12 protein-coding genes and 1 tRNA gene are annotated in these 21,968 nt (G+C 55.9%); 1 reads left to right on the top strand and 12 read right to left on the bottom strand.

The window, feature by feature from the left end; genetic code table 11:
• Positions 1 to 24: 24 nt before the first annotated feature.
• From V3851_RS05260 to V3851_RS05315, 12 genes are all read right to left on the bottom strand, one after another.
• Positions 25 to 3,006: a type I polyketide synthase gene (locus V3851_RS05260; RefSeq protein WP_331845472.1), complete on the bottom strand. Its 2,982-nt coding sequence runs from the start codon at positions 3,004 to 3,006 to the stop codon at positions 25 to 27.
• Positions 3,003 to 9,602 carry an amino acid adenylation domain-containing protein gene (locus tag V3851_RS05265; protein WP_331845473.1) on the bottom strand — a complete coding sequence of 2,200 codons (6,600 nt, stop codon included), beginning with the start codon at positions 9,600 to 9,602 and terminating at the stop codon, positions 3,003 to 3,005. The genes V3851_RS05260 and V3851_RS05265 overlap by 4 nt, the downstream gene beginning before the upstream one ends.
• A gap of 30 nt (positions 9,603 to 9,632) precedes the next feature.
• A complete protein-coding gene (locus tag V3851_RS05270; RefSeq protein WP_331845474.1) occupies positions 9,633 to 13,028 on the bottom strand; it encodes a type I polyketide synthase in 3,396 nt (1,131 codons plus the stop codon).
• Complete coding sequence (locus V3851_RS05275; protein WP_331845475.1) at positions 12,997 to 14,754, bottom strand: fatty acyl-AMP ligase; 1,758 nt, start codon at positions 14,752 to 14,754, stop codon at positions 12,997 to 12,999. The genes V3851_RS05270 and V3851_RS05275 overlap by 32 nt, the downstream gene beginning before the upstream one ends.
• A 254-nt stretch (positions 14,755 to 15,008) precedes the next feature.
• Positions 15,009 to 15,401 (bottom strand): YraN family protein, encoded by a 393-nt coding sequence (locus tag V3851_RS05280; RefSeq protein WP_414859264.1) that lies wholly within the window; start codon positions 15,399 to 15,401, stop codon positions 15,009 to 15,011.
• A complete protein-coding gene (locus V3851_RS05285) occupies positions 15,394 to 15,699 on the bottom strand; it encodes an EscU/YscU/HrcU family type III secretion system export apparatus switch protein (protein WP_331845476.1) in 306 nt (101 codons plus the stop codon). The genes V3851_RS05280 and V3851_RS05285 overlap by 8 nt, the downstream gene beginning before the upstream one ends.
• Positions 15,696 to 17,696 carry a flagellar hook-length control protein FliK gene (locus V3851_RS05290; protein WP_331845477.1) on the bottom strand — a complete coding sequence of 667 codons (2,001 nt, stop codon included), beginning with the start codon at positions 17,694 to 17,696 and terminating at the stop codon, positions 15,696 to 15,698. The genes V3851_RS05285 and V3851_RS05290 overlap by 4 nt, the downstream gene beginning before the upstream one ends.
• A gap of 60 nt (positions 17,697 to 17,756) precedes the next feature.
• Positions 17,757 to 18,374: a ribonuclease HII gene (locus V3851_RS05295; RefSeq protein ID WP_331845478.1), complete on the bottom strand. Its 618-nt coding sequence runs from the start codon at positions 18,372 to 18,374 to the stop codon at positions 17,757 to 17,759.
• Between the two features lie 307 nt (positions 18,375 to 18,681).
• Positions 18,682 to 19,545, bottom strand: a complete 864-nt coding sequence (ylqF, locus tag V3851_RS05300) for a ribosome biogenesis GTPase YlqF (RefSeq protein WP_331845479.1) — start codon at positions 19,543 to 19,545, stop codon at positions 18,682 to 18,684.
• A 46-nt stretch (positions 19,546 to 19,591) separates the two neighbouring features.
• The gene (lepB, locus tag V3851_RS05305; protein ID WP_331845480.1) at positions 19,592 to 20,215 is read right to left on the bottom strand and encodes a signal peptidase I; all 624 of its coding nucleotides are present in this window, start codon (positions 20,213 to 20,215) and stop codon (positions 19,592 to 19,594) included.
• A gap of 100 nt (positions 20,216 to 20,315) precedes the next feature.
• Positions 20,316 to 20,660, bottom strand: a complete 345-nt coding sequence (gene rplS / locus V3851_RS05310; RefSeq protein ID WP_331845481.1) for a 50S ribosomal protein L19 — start codon at positions 20,658 to 20,660, stop codon at positions 20,316 to 20,318.
• A gap of 333 nt (positions 20,661 to 20,993) precedes the next feature.
• Positions 20,994 to 21,070 (bottom strand) — tRNA-Pro (locus tag V3851_RS05315).
• Between the two features lie 496 nt (positions 21,071 to 21,566).
• On the opposite strand from V3851_RS05315, the gene V3851_RS05320 reads away from it, so the two are divergent.
• Positions 21,567 to 21,941, top strand: coding sequence for a hypothetical protein (locus V3851_RS05320; RefSeq protein WP_331845482.1), 375 nt, complete (start codon positions 21,567 to 21,569; stop codon positions 21,939 to 21,941).
• Positions 21,942 to 21,968: the final 27 nt, after the last annotated feature.

Here is a 21,968-nt window from a genome sequence, read left to right on the forward strand (position 1 = left end):
CTCTCACCTTCCTATCGTTTGGTATCAAACCTGGTTCTCCAAGTACTCGATCATCTGAATTTCAATTTGCCCGGCAATCTCTTCAATAGTGGTATAGGCGAACAGACGGTCAAACCGGAAATCGATCTGCGGAAATAAATTTCGCAGCCTGGAAATGATCTGAGTCGCCAGCAGGGAATGGCCGCCCAATTCAAAAAAATCGTCCCGGATCCCAATCGGCTTGACGCCAAGCACCTGCTCCCAAACCTGCACCAGCTTTTCCTGTACCCCGTCCTCCGGGGGGATATAGTCCGCCGAGATATGCGAACGGATCGAGCTTTCCTGCTCCTCCGCCCGGTCTGCGGGTTCGTCCCGGCCTTCTGACCCGCTGTGAAACCAGCAGCGTTTGCCTTCAAAAGGGTATGTCGGAAGCGGGATACGTCCTGTCGCTGGGTCGTGCAGCCGCTCCCATTGAACAGTAATTCCGGATAACCAGCACTGGGCCAGCCCTTTCAACAGCAGGGCGCGATCGGATGCCTGTTCCTGGCGGCGGGGCAGCAAACTGTAGACACCCGCCGTCTCCGCCGAAACCGATTGTTGCAGAACAAACTGGCTCAAAGTTCTGCCGGGGCCGACTTCAAGCCATAAGCAGGGCTCCCCGCGCAGCAAAGTGTCGATGCCGCGTGCGAACTGCACCGTGCTCCGCAAATGACTTCGCCAATATTCGGCGCTTTTCGTCTGCTCATCCGTGATGAAATCCCCGGTAACATTGGAAGCAAACGGAATATTGGGAGCTGTCCATTTACAGCGGGCAGCAGCCCGGCCAAACGGTTCCAACGCCGAATCCATCAGCGAGCTATGAAATCCATGGTTGACTTCCAACAACCGGTATTCGATTCCCGCACGCTGCAGCAGGACGGCAAGGCGATCCAGCGCAACTTTCTCTCCGGCGACCGTACAGGATGTTTTGGAGTTCACGGCGGACAGGGAACACCCTTCGCTCAATAACGGTTCAATTTGTTCATTCGAAGCAAATACCGCCATCATACCGCCGGCCGGAGTTTGTTCCATCAGGAAGCCCCTTTCGGCAATCAGCGCCAGCGCGTCTTCCAGCGAAACCGCGCCCGCCATACAAGCTGCCGTATATTCGCCCAGGCTGTGCCCGATCATGGCGGCGGGGCGAATTCCCCAGTCCACCAAGCATTTGGCCAGCGCGTATTCCACGACGAACAAAAGCGGCTGGGCGACGGAAGTGCGCTGCAGCTCAGCGGGGTCAACCCCGCCTTCGCTCCGATCCAGAAGCAGCGCACCGTAGTCCTTTCCCGTCAGCAGATTAAGCTTATGAAAACATTCGTCCGCATAGGTCCGAAACAAGGGAAATTGATCGTACAATCCTGCCGCCATGCCGACGTATTGGCTTCCCTGCCCGGGAAACATAAAAATAACTCCGGGAGCGGCATCGGGCGCTTTACGTTGCCCAATTCGCTGGATACCGCCTTGCCGGTCCCACAGTGCGGCTTGGCGGTGAGCGAATCCGGACCGCCCGGTCTGCAGCGTAAATGCTGCGGCCGCTTTATCAATGTTCGGGCGCTCCAGCAGATAAGATTCGACCGAATCGATCAGACGTCCGGCAGCGTCCGGAGTTTTCGCCGAAACAAGCAACACTTCCTCCGCCGCCTCTACCGGTCTAACCTCATGCTTCCCGGAATCTTCCCTTGGTGAGCGAGGTGCCTCCTCAAGAACCACGTGAACATTCGTCCCGCCGATGCCAAACGAGCTTACCCCTGCCCGCCGCGGCCCGACGCTTTCGTCCCAGCTCCGCAACCGCGTATTGACGTAAAACGGACCCTTGTCGAAATCGATCGCCGGATTGGGCGTGCAATAATGCAGGCTTGGCGGAATTTCGCGCTGCTCAAGCATCCACGCCGTTTTAATCAGCCCGGCTATGCCGGAGGCGGCGTTCAAGTGCCCGATATTGGTTTTGACGGAACCAATCGCGCAGCGTCCGCTCTCCCGTTCCCCAAACGCCTCCTGCAGCGCCGCGATTTCGATCGGATCGCCCAACGGCGTACCCGTCCCGTGAGCCTCGATGTAATCGATCGTATCCGGAGTAATGCCTGCTATAGCCAACGCTTCCACGATAACGTCCCGCTGTCCCCGCACGCTGGGAGCGGTATAACCAACCTTCCCGGAACCGTCATTATTCGCCGCGCTGCCGCGGATGACGGCATAGATATGATCGTGATCCTTAAGCGCATCCTCCAGTCTTTTCAAGAGCACCATTCCGGCCCCGCTGCCGAATACCGTCCCGCGAGCGTCGGCGTCGAACGCCCGACAGTGCCCGTCCGGCGAAAAAATCCCCCCCTCGCGATACATATATCCTTCCTCGTCGGGAATACGCAGGGAACCTCCTCCCGCTAAGGCCATATCGGACTGGTACATCAACAAGTTTTGGCAAGCCTGATGTACCGCGAGCAGCGAGGTCGAGCATGCGCTCTGCACATTGACGCTTATCCCGCGCAAGTTCAATTTGTAGGAAATGCGCGTGCTCGCGTAGTCGTTGCTGTTCGTCTGCAGAAGCAGTTGCAAGTCCTCCTCCGCGATATTTTCCGGATGCGCCAAGATGTTTTGGAACAGGTAGCCATTAAATCCGCAACCGGCGAAAACGCTGATTTCTCCGGAATAACGATCGGAGGCGTAACCGCCGTCCTCCAGCGCCTCGTAAGCGCACATCAGCAGGAAACGGTGTTGAGGGTCGAGCATATCCGCTTCCCGTTTGCTCATGTCAAAAAACGTATAATCAAACAGATCCAGCCCCGCAATCAAGGGAGCCGCCTTGACGTATTGCGGATCGGCAAGCCGTACCTCATCGACGCCGGCCTTTCTCAGCATCTCATCGCTCAGCGGCAGGATCGATTCGCGCCCTTCCCGCACATTGGTCCAAAATTCGCGAACATTTTGCGCGCCGGGAAATCTGCCGCTCATACCGATGATCGCGATACTGCTTTCCATCTCGGCTCCGGTCATATATCCAACCCCTTTCGTCGCGCCTTTTGCGCCTTTATCGCCGCCAGCCGCTTATTCCGCCTGGCTTCCGCTTCCGGACTTTCACCGTCCGCGGCCGCGGTTTCCTCCTCCGCCCCCTCCAGATAAGCCGCCAGGTCGGCGATGGTCGGATAACGGAACAACGTCACGATAGGAACGCCCCTGCCCAATAAAGCTTCGAGCTTCTGATGAACCTGAATCAGCAGCAGGGAATGCCCGCCGATCTCGAAGAAATGATCTTCGACGCCGACCTCCTGTACTTGCAGCGCCTTTCTCCAAATATCGGCGATTTCGCGCTGCAACTTCGTTGCCGGGGAGAGAAGGCCGTTCCCCGGAATCCGGACCGGCTCCGCCGCATATTTGGACAGTCTGGCAAAGTCCACTTTGCCGTTGGAGGTGAGCGGTATTTCCTTCACCTCCACAAACGCAAACGGCATCATATATTCCGGCAGCTTATCCCTGAGATGAAGCTTCAGTTTTTCCGGCCTAAACGCTGCGCCTGATGGCACGATATACGCAATCAGGCGTTCGCCCGCAGTTGCCTCGAAACGGACCGCACTATCGGAAACACCGTGGTACTCCATGATCGCATCCCTGATCTCCGCCGTTTGTACGCGATGCCCGCGAATTTTGACATAGCCGGATTTCCTGCCCAAAAACTCAATTGTACCGTCGGGGTTATAACGGCCCCAATCCCCTGTCCTGTATATGCGGTCTCCCGGCAAAAGAGTATAAGGATTAATGCGGAAAGGACTGTCGTCGTCTTCCGTAGCGTTCAAATAGCCAAGCGCCAGGTAAGGGGAACGAACGACGATCTCGCCGGTTTCACCCACCCCCCGGAGCTCGCCGCCGGGGCCCATGACGAGCAACTGGACGCCCGCCCTTCCTTGCCCCAGAGCGATCCTGGGTATGCCCTCCTTTGCGACCGGATAAACGCTCATGAGCTGCGGCGTCTCCGTCGTACCGTAGCCGTTGTAGCAATGGGCGTCCGGCGCAATATCCCTTATGGCGGAAATATGGGAAGCCGACAAGGCATCCCCGCTGAAAATCACGCATCGCAATCGATCCAGCGGTTCCCGCCGATCGCCGTATTTGCTCGCCCCCTTGATTACCGCAGCCATAGCCGGGGTTAAGTGCGCTATGGAGATACGGTTGACGCGCATCCATGCGGTGACGTAATCGGGGAAGGCCATACGCCCCTCATCCGGAATGCACACGGCGGCGCCGGCGCACAGCGGCACCAACATATCGCGCAGCAGCGGATCATGTCCCATCCCGGACAACATACTGAAGCGATCGCCGCTGTCCACCCGAAATGCATCGAGATACCAGCCGACGAACCGGGCAAGCGGCTCATGACCGCAAACGACCGCCTTCGGTTCGGACGTCGTGCCGGAGGTGAACAGAATATACGCCGCTTCCGCCGGAGTCGGGGCGGGCGAAACGGGCAGGCGTCCGCCTGCAGGCCGATCCGTAAGCGTGAGGTCCTCCCGAACATTAAGGACGAAGCACACTTCCCGCGCCAAGGCCTCGGCTTCCGCCACCGTCTTTTCTTCCTGTCCCGCAACGATCAGCCCGTACCCCGATAGTTTTCGCACTCTCGCGATCAAACGGTCAAGCGGATCGCGAGGGTCCAAGATGACAAATACCGCCCCCGCCTTTAACGCGGCCAATACAGAAACGATGAACGCCGCGCTGCGATGTCCGAGGATCGCAATTACCTTGCGTTCGCCTTCCATTCGTTGCATTAACCGGTTCGCCAGCGTTTCGCTTCGTTCATCGATCCGCCGGTAAGTCAGCGGCGCGCCGTCGGGCTCGATGATCGCCGTGTTGTCTGCGTACTTCGCGGCCGCCGCCGCAAACATGCGATCGATTTGCAACCATTCGCCGCGACCAGGCGCCACTAGCGGACAGCGCGGGTCGGGCAATGGTGCGGCGGGCCCGTCCGGCAACAAGGAATAACGCCCGATCGGCTCTTCCGGACGACCGACAATCTGAACGCACAGCCGTTCATACTGGGCCAACATTTCCCGGATCCGTTCCGGGGCGAACAAATTTGCCGCGTATACCGCTTCCAACGCAAGGCCATCCGCATTTTCCCGAACGTACAGCGTCAGCTCGAACTTCGATACAGGGTCCGCGATTTCGAGAATCTCCGTCTTCACCCCCGGCATCTCTATGTGAACCGGAGGCATGTTCAGCATGTTGAACATCACTCGAAACAAGGAGGAAAGTCCGGTATCCCGTGCCGAATCAAGCTCCTTCACCCATTTCTCCAACGGGACATCCTGGTTGGCGTATGCGGAGAGTGCTGTCTCCCTGACCCGCCGCAACAAATCGCTGAACAACAGTTCGTCCGTTACTTCACTGCGAAGCAGCAAGGTGTTGACGAACATACCGACGACCGGTTCCAGGGGCTTGGCGGTCCTTCCGGCGGTCGGGACGCCGACGACAACATCGGATTGGCCGCTCAGACGGTACAGCAATACGTCGAAGACAGCCAGCAGCGTCATGAACAAAGTACACCCGCTGCGACGGGCCAACCGCTGAAGCCCTTCGGCAAGCTCTGTCGACAATTGCCGTTTCACGCTATTTCCCGGGTAAGACAATTGCGGTTGTCTGGCGTAATCGGCCGGCAATTCCAACGCCGGAATGCCGTGTTTAAATTCTTCCGTCCAATACGCGATTTGTCTCGTGTAACGGTCAGAACGACTTCGGCGCCATTCCCAAACCGCGTAATCGGCGTATCCCAGGTTCACGGGAGGCAGTTGCGCTTTGCGGCCGCTAACGTAACCTTCGTACAGCAAGCCAAGATCGCGAAGCAGAACGCTCATTGACCAACCATCCATGATGAGATGATGGACGACAAGGGTCAGAAAATATCGATCTCCGCCGGCATCCCACAAAACGATCCGGAACAACCGGCCGTCGGAAACTTTGATCGGCGTCCGGCATTCCGCGAATATTTCCGTTTCGGCCTGGGCCGGCGTGCAGGTTTTTACGACCAGCCGGTACTTCCCGGACTCTTCCGTGACCATGCAAGGAAGTCCCTCCTGAGGGTCAACGCGCAACCGCAGCGCATCGTGTCTACCGATCAAATCGCGGATCGCCGATTCCAGCGCAGAGATATTAAGAGGCCCTTGGAAGGATACAGCACCAGGTAGCAAATAGGCCCTCTCTTCCAGGTCCAGCGATTGCATAAACCATACGGTTTGCTGCGAACCGGTAAGTGGAATCCGCATTTTATCCCCGGGCGACGCCTCCTCAATTTGCGGTTCGCTCTCTTGCTCCACGTCGTCTCCGGCGAGGCGGCGGTCGATCTCGGCGGCCATTTCTTGAAGCGTCGGTTTTTCAAAGAGACGGCGGACGGGAACATCCACGTCAAACACCTGGCGGATGCGGGAAGCAAGCTGGACGGCAAGCAGAGAATGACCCCCGGCGGCGAAAAACGAATCCGTTAAGTCCAGATCAGAACGTTGAAGCAGGCTCCTCCATTGTTCCAGCAGCAATTCCTCCGTCGGGCTTAAGCCCGGAATCGCGGGAGAAGCGGCACTTGCGCTTTCGTCGGCGAGCGCGGCCAAAAGCGCTTTCCTGTCCGCTTTGCCGTTCGGTGTCAAAGGAAAGCGATCCAGCAGAATAAAGCGGGACGGAACCAGCGCGGGAGGCAACCATTGTTCCAGATACCGCCGCAGTCGGTGTTCATCCGCGAATTGTCGCGTCCGCAGCGACACAAATGCAGCCAGCTTCATCCCGGGCAGGCCGGACTCGGCAACGGGCAGCACGATACATCCGGTTACCCCCTCGCAAGCCGCCAATCGGGCTTCGATCTCGCCCAAATTGATCCGGATCCCGCGGATTTTAACCTGGTCGTCTTTGCGTCCGGCGAACTCCAGGCTGCCGTCCTCCCGTTTTTTGACCAGATCGCCTGTCCGATACATGCGCCGGCTTCGCAACAATACCTCTTCCGTTCCTTCGGTCGAAATTATCCGTTCCGGCGCGGCATGCCGGGCGAATTTCGCCGCGGTTCGTTCCGGATCGTTATAGTAGCTGCGGGCAATGCCGACGCCGGCAATGTACAATTCGCCCACTTCGTCGGCGGAGACGGGCTCCATCTCGTCATTGAACACATGCACTTCCATATTGGGGATCGGCTCACCCAACGACACGATCGCGTCATGAGGGCCGCACTCCTTCACGGTCGCCCATACCGTCGTTTCGGAAGGACCGTAGGCGTTGAAAAAACGGCGCCCCGGCGCCCAGCGGCGAACCAATTCGGCGCTGCAGGCTTCGCCCGCGGAGATGATCACTTCCAGTTGGTCCAGCCCCCCGTCAGGCAATAGCGCCAATACCGACGGAGGAAGCACGGCATGGGTAATCTTCTCCCTTTCAAGCCAAGCCGACATTTCCGGCCCCGGGAGCGATGCTTCCTGCGGCGGTATGAATAAAGCACCCCCGCTGCGAAACGCCATCACCAGTTCGAAAATCCAGGCGTCGAAGCTGGGCGAAGCGAACTGCATAATTCTGCTCGATTCGCTTATTCCGAAATACATGCGCTGGGCTTCGGCCATATTCCAGATTCCCCGATGCTCCACCAGCACGGCCTTGGGATCGCCGGTCGAGCCTGACGTGAAAATGACATAAGCCAGATCGCCGATATCCGTTAACGGCTCGACTTCGACCGGGTCCGGACGCTCAGCGCCGATCGCTTGGGCCGATTCGTCAAGGCATACATGCGGGATCCCTTCGCCAAACGATCCCCGTGCGGCGGAATCCGCAATCATGGCGGACACCTTCACGTGCCGGGCCATATAGCTTTTTCGCTGCTCGGGATAGGTCGGATCGATCGGAACATAAACCGCCCCGGCTTTAAGGATGGCGAATGCGGAGATGATCAGCTCCGGCGAACGTTCCAGACTCACGCCGACGAATTCTCCCGGTTTGACACCGATTCTTCGCAAATATCGTGCCAACCGGTTCGCGCTTCGCTCTAGTTCGTCGTAGCTTAAGCGGCCGGACGGACAAGAAATCGCCAGTTGCTGCGGTCGATGCCGCGCCTGATATTCCAGCAAATGATGCATACAGACCCGTTTGGCTGTCAAAACGGTCTCATCCGTTAGCCAAGCGGCCGGTGTCTGCCGCTTCCAGGCGTCTTCCAGCGATCGCTCCGGAGCTTCGACCAGTTGCTTCATCAGCCGTGTAAATGACGCGATCCAACCTTGGATGAATGTGCCGCTGTAACAGCCCGGCCGGCAAATCACCGCCCCGCCCAAGAACCGTTCAGTTTCTTCCATCATTAAAGTAAATTCGAGCGGAGCGCCGATCGTCGGCAGCGCAACCGGGTTTAAGCGAAGCGAGCCCCAGGCGATCTCTTCGCCTTGCTGTCCCGTGAACAGCGGAGACTGCCCGTTACTCCCCTGGGCACGTTCCATAACGAACGCCGTTTGAATCAGCGGCGGCGCTCCCGCTTGTTCCCCCTGCTGCTGCACATGCTGAACAATGAGCGGATAAGGGTAATCCTGATGCTCGATGGCTTGGACAAGTTTATTTTTGACGGAAACAATCAATTCGGAAAAAGATATGGCTGGTCCAACCGTCAGACGCATCGGCAACGTGTTGACAAAGTAGCCGAGCGTATGCTCGAATTTCGCGGCGTTTCTTCCGGCGGTAAACGTGCCGATAACGAGCTCGCCTTGTCCGCTGCAGCAGTGTAGCATGGCCGCATACCCGGCCATCAGCAGCGTGTTGACCGTGACGCCGCAAGTTCGGCTTAGCGCGACGATGTCGGCGGAAAGCGATTCGCTGAACCGGAACCGGTTGGTTCCCGCCTCGAGGCTGTCCGATTCGGAACGCTGCCGGAGCAGCGGCGGAGCCGGCAGCGGTTTGGAAAATTCGCCGTTCCAGAACGCCCGGTCACGCTCGGCGCGCTCGCTGTTCAAATATTGCTCTTGCCATGCGACAAAATCCTCGTAACCGCCAGGAGCCGGCAGCGGCCCCGGAAAATCCGGCTGTTCTCCCCGCGGTTTATCGACTCCCTGCTCGTATAGGGAAAATAGCTCGTTTAGCATCATGACGAGCGACCAGGCGTCGGTGATTATATGATGTATAGATAACAACAGCCTTGCGGGGTCATTGGGTGTTACATACAATCGAAAACGAATTAATGGGCCTTCTTCCAGGTTGAAGGGTTCGCGCAGATCGCCCAGAAACCGACCGTTTGTTTCGTCGTTCCAGCCGGGCAGATGAACGACGTGAAAATCGGGTTGCCCTGCCGGGGTGATTTTTCGATAGATCTCCCCAGCCTCTTCAAAATAGGTTGTACGCAAGGCGTCGTGCTGTTCGTATAACCAGCTGACAGCTTCGTAAAGCCGACGCTCATCAAGCGGCTTCCCGATATCCCATGCCGCCTGCACATGATACGCGCAGTCGTCCGGATCTTTATGGTGCAGCAGCCAGAGGGCCCGCTCACCGTAAGAAACCTTCTTTAACCTTTTCGCCGAACGTTGATCTAACAACCGGCGCAGCATTTCTTCCTTTTGCGCGCGCGGCAACTCGTTAATGAACGTTTCCGATCGCTTCATTTTTTCCCCTGCCTCTTCAAAGCTTTGGTATTAACCGTTGTCCTCGGACAACAGCAGCAGCATACGCTCGATTTCTTCATCGGACAAATCTTCAATTCGCGAGTCCCCTGATTGCAACGAATTCATCAGCTTTTGCTCCTTAACGTTATCAGGCAGAACGGCCGGCGGCGTAGGCGCCGGCTCCGACAATAAGTTTGCGAGATCCGCCGCCGCCTTTTGGATCGTCATTCCGTCAAAAAATCCGCTGACCGGCAGCGCCGCACCGAGAGCCGTCTCCAACCGGTTTCTGATTTGCAGCGCCATGATCGAATCCAGCCCCAATTCAATCAACGGCTTATCGGGGGGAAGCCCCGCTCCATCCCTGATCCTCAGGACATCGGCCACGACTTGTTGCAGGTACGCTTCGAGAATAGAACGCAGCCGTTCTGGCTGCCCCGCCGCACCTAAGATTTCCCGCACCGGATCGGCCGGCCCGCTTGCCGGCGGAACAGCTTCGACCACATCGAAGCCACCTTCCGGAGGGCCGGGAGTTACGCCCGAGGATTTGAAGGCTAAATCGATATCGGTCCAGAAGCTGCGGTGTTCCCAAGGATATGCCGGCAGTGAAACACAGGTTCCGCCGGCCGAAGGCCAGCGGACTGCTCCTCCGCGCAAATACCAATCCTGAAGCCCGCTCAGGAAAGAACGTTCCTCGTCATATCTGCGCATGGAGTACAGCAGCAGTCGTTCCGGCACATCCGAAAACATCTCTTCAATATGCGGCATTAATGAAGGGTGCGGCCCGATTTCAACGACAGTGGCGCAGCCATCCGCTTTGGCCACATTCAGCGTCTCCGCAAACCTAACCGGCCGGCGCATATTGTTCTCCCAATGCGCGAGGCCGAGGCGCAAGCCGGTTTCTCTGCGGGCCGTAACGGTAGAATACCAGCGTATCCGGGCGTAGCTGTGTCTGACCGCTGAGATTTCAGCGCGCAGCCTGGGGAGGTGCTCGTCCATCTGCGCGCTGTGAAATGCGAAATGGCGGGAAACATACTGGCATTTAACCGCTCCGGCCAAGCCGGTTTCCAACCTCTCGGCGTCATCCGCATCTCCGGCAACAACGGTCCATGTTCCGCTATTGACTGCCGCAATTCCCAGTGAAGACCAGCCTCCCTGGTCCAGCATCCGAGCAACTTCCTCATGGGGAGCATGCACGGCCAGCATCGCGCCATCTCCGAACGAGGATTGCATCAAACGGCTGCGCCAATAGAGGATTCGCAGAGCGTCCTCCAGACTCAAAACACCGGCAGTATAGGCGGCCGTAATTTCCCCCATGCTGTGACCGGCAACCGCCTCCGGGACGACTCCGAAGTTCCGCCATAAAGCGGTAAGGGCAACTTGCAGCGCAAAAACCATCGGCTGGGCAATATCCGTCCGTTCCGCCCAAGCCTCATCGCCAAGTAGCTTTGGCAACAGCGGCCAACCTGCGATGTTCCTCCACAATTCGTCGCACTCCATCCATGCTTGTCGGAATGCAGGCTGGGACTCGAACAAGACGCGTCCCATTCCGGCCCACTGCGTTCCCTGGCCGGAATACACGAACAAGATCCCCGAGGGGGGGCGCCCCGGCGCCGAAGGCACTGCAGCCCGCTCCAACCGTTCGGCCAGTTCCGGCCCACTTTGCCCGATCACGGCCGCTCTCCAGGCGTGATGGGTTCTCCGGCTCTGTGCCGTATAGACAACATCGTCCAGCCTGTCGTCCGTGCAGCTCCGCAAAAACAGGGCCATATCTGCGGCTCGGGACCTCAGCGCCCGCGGCGAGCGGGCCGAAACTGGGATAAGCAGCAGCCGTTTCGGTGGTTGCCGGTCGGCATAAAGCGGAACGGGGGAGTACTGCTCGATCACCGCATGTGCATTTGTGCCACCAAACCCAAACGCGCTGACCCCGGCCAGCAATGGCCGTTCCCCTTCCGGACGGCCGCAGGCTTCACTATGCTGCACGACTCTTAAAGGCAGCTCGTCGAAAGCGATGAGGGGGTTCGGCGGATCTGCGTGCAGGCTGGGCACCCACTGTCCGAAATGCAAGCAGAGCGCGGTTTTAATCAGGCCGGCGATTCCCGCCGCCGCCTCCAGATGGCCGATATTTGTTTTCACCGAGCCGATGGCACAAGGTTTGGAAACATCCCGGTTTGGCGACAGCACTTTGCCGAGCGTATTCGCTTCAATAGGATCCCCCAGCGGAGTACCGGTTCCGTGCGTTTCCACGTAATCGATATCGCACGGCGAAACGTTGGCCCTGCGGTAAGCTTCAAGCAATACCTCCTCCTGGGCGCCGGCGTTGGGAGCCGTCAGCCCGTTGCTCAAGCCGTCCTGATTGACCGCGCTTCCGCGGATGACGCCGTAGATGCGATCCCCGTCACGCCGTGCCGCATCAAGCTGCTTCAGGATGACCGCTCCAGCCCCTTCGCCGCGCACATAACCGTCCGCCCGGGCGGAAAACGTCTTGCAGTGCCCGTCGGCGGCAAGCATCCCGGCTTCGTGAAACGCCCGGCTGATCGCCGGATTTAGGAGCAGATTCACTCCGCCCGCGATCGCCGTATCGCACTCGTCCGTCAGCAGGCTTTGGCAAGCCAGGTGGACGGCGACAAGCGAAGACGAGCAAGCGGTATCGACGGCCATGCTCGGACCGCGTAAATTCCAGACGTAAGAAATCCGGTTGGCGGCGATGCTTTTTGCATTGCCGGTAACCGCATAAATATCGCTCCGCTCTATGTTGTTTAACGGGCCGGCGCCGTAGTCATTGCTGGAAATGCCGACAAAAACGCCGGTTCGCGAACCGTTCAATCGCTCAACCGTCAATCCCGCATCCTCCAGCGCCTCGGCCGTGACTTCGAGCAGCATCCGCTGCTGCGGGTCCATCTGCTCCGCTTCACGGGGCGAAATGCGAAAAGCCTCATGATCGAACAGATCGGGGCTGTCGATCCATCCGGCAACACGTTGATCGGATGCGTTATGATCCGGCAATCGCTTACCGGAAATTTCCGAAATGCAATCTTTTCCTTCCAATAAATTTGTCCAAAATACCGACAAGTTCGGTGATTGAGGAAAGCGGCAGGCCATGCCTACAATCGCGATTCCCCGCCCAGTGACCGCCGCTTTCGCAACTTGCCCCGCCGTAATAGGGATCTCCGCTTCTTCCTGGGAAAAGTGCTGCGCCGCCAGGTGAATGGACGGGTGTTCCCAGAGCGCGGTCGGCTCCACTTCCCGCTGCAGCCAGGCGCCCAAGCCCCCCGTCAACGTTACAAGCGTTTCCGAATCCAGCCCCAGGTAGTGAAAAGTGACGCGGGTGTCGATCCGGCTGCCGTCCAGTCCTTTTACCCTGCCGATTTCCCGAATAAACCATGCCGTTATCGCTTCATAATCTCGCTTCGATTGCTCTTTCAACATCTTCACCCCACTGCGGCAACGTTCCGTTCAAATACATCGCTTTGCATTTACCTCGCTGAACTTTGCTGCTGGAGGTTTTCGGTATACCCAGCGGCGGAACAATCCGAATATCGTACGCCTCGATTTGCAGTTCGTCCAAAATTCGGGTGCGAATCATTCGCGCCACCTCCTCGAGCATGGCCGTCAAATCAAGCTGCCGTGCTTTGGATTTATGGCGGAGTTCGCGTTTCATTTCACAAACAACGACCAGTTTCTCGCTGCCTTGGCGCTCGATCGAAAAAGCCGCCGCGTTCGTTTCATGGAGGTCCTCATGGCTGCTTGCAGCTATCCATTCGATATCTTGCGGATAATAATTTTGCCCGCGAATAATTATTAAATCTTTCCATCGGCCGGTCACGAACAATTCGCCGTTACAAATGAAACCGAGGTCGCCGGTCCGCAAATAGAAATCCCCTTCACGGCCCTGCGCCTTTGCCGCCTGGAAAACTTCCTGGCTCTTATACGGGTCGTTCCAATAACCTTTGGCCACGCTTTCGCCCCGCAGCCAAATTTCACCGATTTGGTTAGTCTGGCAAGGTTCCCGTGTAATCGGGTTGACGATCTCCACGTTCAGGAAATCCGATATTACGCCGCTGCTTACCAGACGGACGCCTCCGTCCGCTTGTTCGGAGACAGGAACGATTTCGTTCCGGCGCAGCGCTTCCTCGTCCACCGCCTGTACGACGGGGCCGGTCTGCGCACGGCTAACCGTTGCGCACAGGGTAAATTCGGCAAGTCCGTAACCGGGCAGCAGAGACTCCTTTCGTAAACCGTAATCTCTAAAGCTTTCATAAAACATGCGCAAGGTTTCGGCATGTACCGGCTCCGAACCGCAGTACGCGCTTGACCAACAGTCCAGGCGAAGCGAACTTTTCTCTTCCTCCGTTATATTCCGGCTGCATAGTTGGTAACTGAAATCGGGTCCGCCGCTATAAGTGGCGGAATACTTGGAAATCGCATTCAACCAGCGTACTGGTTTTTGGATAAAATCCAATGGAGCCATGATGTAACACATGCCTCCGTTATAGATATTTTGCAGTATATTTCCTATCAAACCCATATCATGATAGAACGGTAGCCAGGTGACTATGCGTGTATGTACGGAATGCCCGAATTGAGTTGCCATGAGGTTAAAATTATGTAGTAAATTCCGGTGAGTGACCATGACGCCTTTCGGGGTACTCGTAGAACCGGAAGTATATTGGAGGAATGCGATATCGTCCGGCTCTATGGTTTCAACCATCGAATCGTATGGAAATTGATTTTCGAGCATTTCTTCGATGAGGATGATCGGGGCATCGCGCATGGCAGCGGGTAATTTTGCCGTCATGGCACGGGAAGGGAGAATAATAAGGCCGGGCTCGGCATTTTCATAGATGGACAACAAACGGTCGTTATTACGGGATTTGGTCGGCGGATACGCCGGTATGGGAATGACCCCGGCTTGCAGACAACCCAGAAAAGCAACAATATACTCAATACCGCTTGGCAGCAAAATCAAAGCCCGTTCTCCTTTGAGCTCGAGATATTGTAGATATGCCGCTACCTTTACGCTGGATTTGTACAATTCCGAATAAGTGGCATTTTCGCTTTCGTTTTCTCCGTTTTGCAGATATACAAAAGCTCTTTTGTCGGGGAATTGCCGTTCTCGTTCCTGCAGCATGTCCAACAAATTGCGATACATCATATGTACTATACTCCTCCTCATTTATGACTAGATAATGAGCGAGTCGAGTCTTGTTGTAAACATGATCCTGCTTAAATCTCAATTGTCATTTTTTAGTATAGTTCTCATTTATATTGAAAACAACACTTTTTTTTACTGAAGAATTTATAAGATTAACTTCGAAGCCTAATAGGGAAAATTATATTTGAAAATAAGATGTAGAAATATTAACATACTGCTAAAAAGTCTATTATTCACTTCCTTTACCATAAAAATCAAAATGCCGCCTCAATATGATTTATATCAAGCTCCCCTGCAGCGCCGTAGGTCACCGCTATCACATCAAAACGTACATTCGCTTCGGACTGGCCGGAAAGGTGAAGATATACGGCGGCCGTGTCGCGGACCTGCTTGATTTTACGTGCGGTCACGGATTCCTCCGGCGTGCCGAAAGCCGCAGCCTTCCGGCTGCGGCTTCGCACCTCCACGATCACGATCGTATCTTCGCAAAAAGCGATCAAATCGATTTCCCCCGAGCGGCAACTCCAATTGCGTTCCAGCAAGGTGTAGCCTTGTGCCTGCAGGTAATCGCAAGCGGCCTGCTCTGCTTTGCGGCCCAGCTCTTTACGCCCGTCCGTCAGGCTTTTGTTCTTGTTCAGATTACTCAAGGCGTAACCCTCTTTCCGCCATTTTGTCGGAGCGGTATATGAACGAGAGAATTTCCGCTACCAGCTCGTATAATTCCGTAGGGATCTGCTGATCCAAATCGAGCTTGGACAGCACCTCGACGAGCGCCGCATCCTCCTGCACGGGAATACCGTGCTCCTTCGCCGTCTCCAAGATGCGTTCCGCCAGCAGTCCGCTTCCTTTGGCGGCGACGACCGGAGCCCCGTCCTGCCCGGGGTCATACTTTAGGGCCACCGCTTTTTTCAGCTCAAGATTCGGTTGCTTCGGCTGTTCGCTCATACGCGGTAGTCCACCCCTTTATACGGGCTTGGGGCATACGTCAGGGGCAGGCTTAAGTCGGCTGCACCGCCTTCTTCGCCTTCCCCTCGGATCAGCGGCTCTGATTTCATGGACAACAAACGGTAACCGGCATTTAGCAGCGCTACGTCGATTTCTTCCTCCCTGGATTCCAGGAAGGTGCCGACCGCTTCCCGCTCGCTGAATATTTTCAGCAATACCTTTTTGTCGGCGACCTGTACGTCGACCATAATTTGGCCCAACGTCTTCATCTGCAGGTCAAACCATAGTCGGCAGTTGTCGGGGTCGAGTTCACCTTTGCGCCCGCGGCGCGATTCGATATGCACCGAAGCGGTTTGCTTGCCGTCCGGCCCGAAAAAAGGCAGAAACATGGTCACCTGGGCAAAGGGGGCGGTGCGGTCGGTATTGAGCAGCAGCTGCTGGCCGGTCAACTGCTGTACCAACTGCCGCGCCGCTTCCTGGAGCGGCGCGGGCAAATCGTCGGCGGCAGCCACCTGCAGCAGCAGGCCTTTGAGCGTGTCCTGCGCGGCGGAGCCACCGCCTAAGGCGGAGCTGCGCAGCGCAGCCGACTCCTCGGCGGCTGCCGGGGCTGGCGCAGCAGTGCCTGCCGCTGCCATTCTATGCTGCAGCGGCGCCTCTTCCGGCGCGCCCACAGGCCCGCTGCCGGGCGTCTGGCCGCCGGGCAGCTCCGCGCCCCCGGCGAGCCCTCTAGCCGAAGCGCCCGCCGCAGGCGGCGCTTCTTGCGCTTGCGCCGGCTGCGCTGCCGCTGCGCTAGGCGCAGCCGCGCGCACCTGCTGCTCGTGCTCCGCACCGAGCAGCTTCAGCACGCGTCCCACCCACGGCTCCGCCGTGTGGGTTGGACGCGTGCCTGCCGGCGAAGGGCCAGCGGCCCCTTCGCCCTGCGCCTGCGGCGTTGCCGTCGCACCTTCGGCGGCGGCGCCGCTGCCTCCCAGCGTTCCCCCGCTGGGAGAAGACCCGCCGGCCCCCGACCGGGGGCCGGGCGCCGGTCCGGCCATGCTCTCCTGCAGCATGGCCGTATCCAGCTCCGCCAGCACCGCCTGGAGCTTCGCCAGTAAAGCGCCGCCTGACAGGTTCGCCGTAGCTCCGCCGCCCGGATTGACAAGCAGCGGCGTCTGGCCCTCAGCCGCACCCGCAAAAGCTCCGCTCGTCGCCATCTGCACCAGTCCGGCCGCTTGATTCGGTTGGGCGGGAACTCCCGTCGTCCCGATACCGCCCGCCGCAGCACCCGAACCAGAAGATGTCGCATTCCCCGATAGGGCAGTGGTCGTCTCTAGTTGCGCTTGCTGCCCCGGAATCGTCACGCCTCCGGCATTTCTGCCGCTTATCCCGGATCCCGCAGGCTCATCCGAGACTCTTGCGGATTGACTGAGAAAGTTCGTCATCTGCTCCTCCAGAGAAGACAATAACGTATGCAGCGGCGGTCCAAACACCGCCTGATGCAAACCCGCCACCGACTCGCCGGTCACCGGCAGCCCCCGGCTAAAAGCGATACCGGTCGCCTGAACCCACTCCGACAGCGGTATGCCGCTCGGCTTATTCCCGGCCACCTGTAAGATCAGCGATACATTCTCCTTGGTCAGCGGCATACCATTTTTTTGCATTAACTGCAGCAGCTCGCGGTTTGCAGCCGTATCCTCCAGTCCCAAGGATTGGAGCGCTTTGCCCAGAGAAGCCGCCGACAGCTCGGCGCCCGGCGAGGAACTCATCGGCCTCAGCTTCATTAGCCCGTCCGCCGTCTCCGGCTGCACCTGCAGCAGGGTCGTTTGCCCTTCCCTCAGCGGCGTTTCCAGTACAGCGTGCAGCTTGACGCCTTGAACTTGAATGACAGCCTCCTGCCCGTCTTCCGATACGCTCAGCACGGTCCCTCTGACCACCTGACCCGCCTTCAATTCCAAAGATTTTGGTGTCCCGGCCTGGCTATCGCCCATCATACTGCGAATCAACGGTCCGATATTCATGCTTTCTCTCCCATCCGCCCGTATTTGATATGGAAAACCCGCCTTTTGGGGCGGGTAGGTTTAAAATAAGGTCTGTTCCTCCACATACAAGTTGCGCATAAAGCTTTTCCGATGCATGGGCGTAGGCCCCAGCGCCAAGATTTGCTCGCGATGCAGCTTTGTAGCATATCCTTTATGTATCGCAATCCCGTACTCCGGATATCGCGCATCCCATTCTCCCTGACAAAGCCTGTCCCGGGTCACTTTGGCGACAATCGATGCCGCCGCGATCGACTGGCTGGTGGCGTCGCCTTTGATGACGGACAGCTGCGGAATTTCCGCATCGATTTTCTCCGCGTCGATCAAAAGATAATCCGGGGGAACGGTGAGCCGTTCTACCGCCTGCTTCATCGCCAGTCTTGTCGCCTGTTTTATATTAATCCGGTCAATCATTGCCGCGTCGGCATACCCGATACCGACCGCAATGGCATGCTCCATGATCACATCGTACAGCATGTCGCGCTTCTTCGGACTAAGCTTCTTCGAATCATTCACATCCTCAAGTACCAATCCTTGCGGTAAAATAACCGCCGCCGCCACGACATCGCCGAACAAACATCCGCGTCCTACTTCATCAATGCCGGCAATATGGCGGTAAGACGGCCAATGCTCTTTTTCGTACATCAATAAATCGCTCATAATGCCTCCTTAGTTCCGAACCCTCATAACAAGCTTACTTATCCTGATGATTTTTATCAAGTATATACTAAATATCCAGTAAAATGGCTCCACTTCAATTCAAATCAAATCAAATCAAGACTGTCCGAATGAGCTATCCGATCCGCTTACCTGTAATATCGGTATCTCGTCCCCATTTTGGAAGTATTCCGACTGAATTCTCTGAAATCTTTTGCCCAATTCACGATTAAACGCAAAAAAAGCATGAACCCCCGCAAGGGTTCCATGCTTTATGATGAACTCGACTAAACCTACTATCAAAACCGGCTTAATATGGAGCCTCCAGGGTGTATCTGCCCAGCTTTCCGGACCGGAGCTCCCGCAGCAGGATACCGGATGCTTTTTCAAGATCGACGCGCCCGCCGCTCACAATGCAGCCCCGCTTGCGGCCAACCGCTTCCATGACGGCCACAATCTCATCCGGGTTCTCAAAATCCTGGGGCCGATCCTTAAGATCGAACCGTTCCTTGAGCGGTTCCCAGTAATATTTAGCCAAATATTTTACGCCGAAAAAGGCGATATCTTCCACGTTCAGTATCTCCTCGCGGATCGCACCCGTCAGCGCCAGGCGATACCCGACGTTCTGATCTTCGAATTTCGGCCAGAGAATCCCCGGCGTATCCAGCAATTCCATGTCCGTGCCCACCTTGATCCACTGCTGCCCCTTGGTCACCCCGGGACGGTCGCCCGTCGCCGCAATATTGCGTCCCGCCAGGCGATTGATCAGCGTGGATTTGCCGACATTCGGAATCCCGACGATCAAAGCGCGCACGGCGCGGGGATTAACTCCTTTAGCCAGTTGCTTTTCAATCTTCTCTCTCATCAGCTCTTTGGCCAACAGCGGGATTTCCTTTATCCCCTGCCCGCTCGAGGCGTCGGCTTGAACAGCCATAAATCCCTCTTGCTTAAAGTATTCTATCCATTGCTTCGTCACCGCAGGATCGGCAAGATCCGCCTTGTTGAGTACGATGAGACGAGGTTTACCTTGTAAAATCTCATCGATCATCGGATTTCTGCTGGATAAAGGAAGCCGCGCATCCACCAGTTCAATCACTACATCGATCAGCTTCAGCTTCTCTTCGATCTGGCGGCGCGCCTTGGTCATATGCCCTGGAAACCATTGAATTGTCATCTATTTCACCTCTAGCTCGCGGGTCAGTTGCCCAACCGGATGTCTTTTAATGTTTAATCAGCTCGATATCCTCCAGAGGCCAAAATACGAGGTCGGCACGACCGATGATATCGCTGTACGGCACATATCCGATCCGCCGGCTATCCGTACTGTTGGAGCGGTTGTCGCCAAGCACGAACACGTATCCTTCAGGTACGACTCCGTCGGGAACCTGCTCGTTGGGGAAATTCGATTCCGTATTGTAAAGTTCATTGTTTTCATGTTTGGCATTCAAGGCATCTTGAATATAGGGTTCCTCAATCACTTCATCGTTGACCGTAACCGTATCCCCTTCCACCTTGACCGTATCTCCGGGAACGCCGATAATCCGCTTAATAAAGTCGCGTCCTTCGGAAGGCACGTGAAACACGACCACTTCTCCGTGCTTAGGCGCACGGATATCATAGATGATTTTGTTCACGATAATTCTTTCCCCGGTATGAAAATTCGGCTGCATCGAGGGACCGTCGACAATAAATGGCGCGAAGAAAAGCCAGCGAATCAGGAGAACCAGTACGACGGCGATGACGATAGCTTTCAGCCACTCCAGCGCCTCGCTTTTTTCTTTCTTGGGCGGGTCCTGCAGGTTTTCCGATTGGACCGATTGCTCGGATTGAACTTGATGCTCCATGGATCCTGACCTCTCTTTATCAAGGGAATATGTAACGAATAACCTTATTTAAAAATAGTAAAGGGGCTTGATCACCCAAGCCCCCCTGATCGTTAATGAATTAACGACGCACTTCTTTAATTCTCGCTGCTTTACCGCGAAGTTCACGAAGATAGTACAGCTTCGCACGACGCACTTTACCACGGCGAGCCACTTCGATTCTATCGATTTTCGGGGAATGAAGCGGGAAAGTTCTTTCCACGCCTACACCGTTGGAAATTTTACGAACCGTAAAAGTTTCGCTGATTCCACCGCCACGACGCTTGATCACAACACCTTCGAACAATTGGATACGTTCACGAGATCCTTCAATAACCTTAACGAACACTTTCAAAGTGTCACCAGGACGAAAGCTCGGAATATCTTTGCGAAGTTGTTCTTGCGTAATCGCTTGTACGATATTCATCTAGGACTCCCTCCTTCCACTCAGGTGTTCATGCCTCTTCCGGAAAACCCCATGTTTTCCCTCATCATCCGCAGCGGACCACCGAATTCACAACAAAAAGAATTTTATCACATTTCAGAGGGTATAGCAAGAAATTTATGTCTTGCAGGCAGGGGGGCCGGCCGACATCATTTTCTTCCTTCCATATAATATAACCTGAAAGTTCAAATTATTAAGCAACTACAATAAAGTATACGAATTTTTGGGATAACAAAAAAAACCACCCGTTCAACCTGCAACACCGCAAGCGAAGAAGTGGTATGTACCAAGAGTGCAACTTGCCGATAAATGATATGGTCGGAGTAGCGGGATTCGAACCCACGGCCTCACCCACCCCAAGGGTGCGCGCTACCTGACTGCGCCATACCCCGATCACAACTACGCAATAAACCGCGCTATATCAACGTTCGTCCGTACGCACGTACACGATCGTCCACCGCGGTAACCATATTATACCGTATAAGGGCGCACCACTGCAATAACACCACTGCGTAATAATTCCACAGCAAGTAGGCACGATAATCGCGGTGGTTAGGCGGCAGCCGAAATTGCAGATGATGTCGGTCGGAGGACTGCGTACTCCTCTTCGTCTAAGATAGCGTCCGCCCCATCCGAAAACGTTCGATTCATAACGAGCCAACCACCGTCAAAGCTCATTATGCAAAGCGTATCTCCGATCTCGTATGCGGTCGGATCACCCGACCAGGTAACGCCGACAATCTTAACGTGATCCCCAACGCGCGCCTTCCGTACAACCTTGCGATATTCCCGTTGGATACCGCCGAGCGATTATCAGGAAGTATATTAATTTTCATAGAATCTCCTCCCGAAAAAAATTAACATTTAATCAAAAAGGTTGATGTTCAAATGAGCAAAAAAGTCCTCGGTAAAACTAAAAAGCTAATTAACGAATTTAAGCAATACTCTGAAACAGAACTGCATCAGCTTAGAGCCTATTATGTCTCTGAGGAAGAAAAACAAAAACAGACTGCTTTAGTTCTTGCTTTCGTTTCTCTAGCATTCGGCCTAATCACTCCTTTCGCGAAACAACTCTTTGGTGATTTAGGAGCCTACGTTTGCGGGGCTATTCTCGTTATTACTGTTGGGATAGCAGCTATACTTCAAAGTACGGCTATAGGGGAAAACGCATTGAAAAAGCAACTCGTTGAACAGATTATAAATGAGAAAAGGCAATCTAGCCAATGTAATCCGAGGCCTAAATCTCGTAGATTCCCGAGTTAGCAAGCGCTGCCAGAGGCTCCAGTGATT

Origin of the sequence: Paenibacillus haidiansis, assembly GCF_036553665.1 — a bacterium.
GTDB lineage: Bacteria > Bacillota > Bacilli > Paenibacillales > Paenibacillaceae > Fontibacillus > Fontibacillus haidiansis.

Excerpts from the sequence above, each read along its gene's own strand:
- V3851_RS05320 (WP_331845482.1), top strand. The coding sequence starts at position 21,567 with ATGAGCAAAAAAGTCCTCGGTAAAACTAAAAAGCTAATTAACGAATTT.
- lepB (WP_331845480.1), bottom strand. The coding sequence starts at position 20,215 with ATGGAGCATCAAGTTCAATCCGAGCAATCGGTCCAATCGGAAAACCTG.
- ylqF (WP_331845479.1), bottom strand. The coding sequence starts at position 19,545 with ATGACAATTCAATGGTTTCCAGGGCATATGACCAAGGCGCGCCGCCAG.
- rplS (WP_331845481.1), bottom strand. The coding sequence starts at position 20,660 with ATGAATATCGTACAAGCGATTACGCAAGAACAACTTCGCAAAGATATT.
- V3851_RS05275 (WP_331845475.1), bottom strand. The coding sequence starts at position 14,754 with ATGATGTATCGCAATTTGTTGGACATGCTGCAGGAACGAGAACGGCAA.
- V3851_RS05285 (WP_331845476.1), bottom strand. The coding sequence starts at position 15,699 with ATGAGCGAACAGCCGAAGCAACCGAATCTTGAGCTGAAAAAAGCGGTG.
- V3851_RS05295 (WP_331845478.1), bottom strand. The coding sequence starts at position 18,374 with ATGAGCGATTTATTGATGTACGAAAAAGAGCATTGGCCGTCTTACCGC.
- V3851_RS05265 (WP_331845473.1), bottom strand. The coding sequence starts at position 9,602 with ATGAAGCGATCGGAAACGTTCATTAACGAGTTGCCGCGCGCGCAAAAG.
- V3851_RS05260 (WP_331845472.1), bottom strand. The coding sequence starts at position 3,006 with ATGACCGGAGCCGAGATGGAAAGCAGTATCGCGATCATCGGTATGAGC.
- V3851_RS05290 (WP_331845477.1), bottom strand. The coding sequence starts at position 17,696 with ATGAATATCGGACCGTTGATTCGCAGTATGATGGGCGATAGCCAGGCC.
- V3851_RS05270 (WP_331845474.1), bottom strand. The coding sequence starts at position 13,028 with ATGTTGAAAGAGCAATCGAAGCGAGATTATGAAGCGATAACGGCATGG.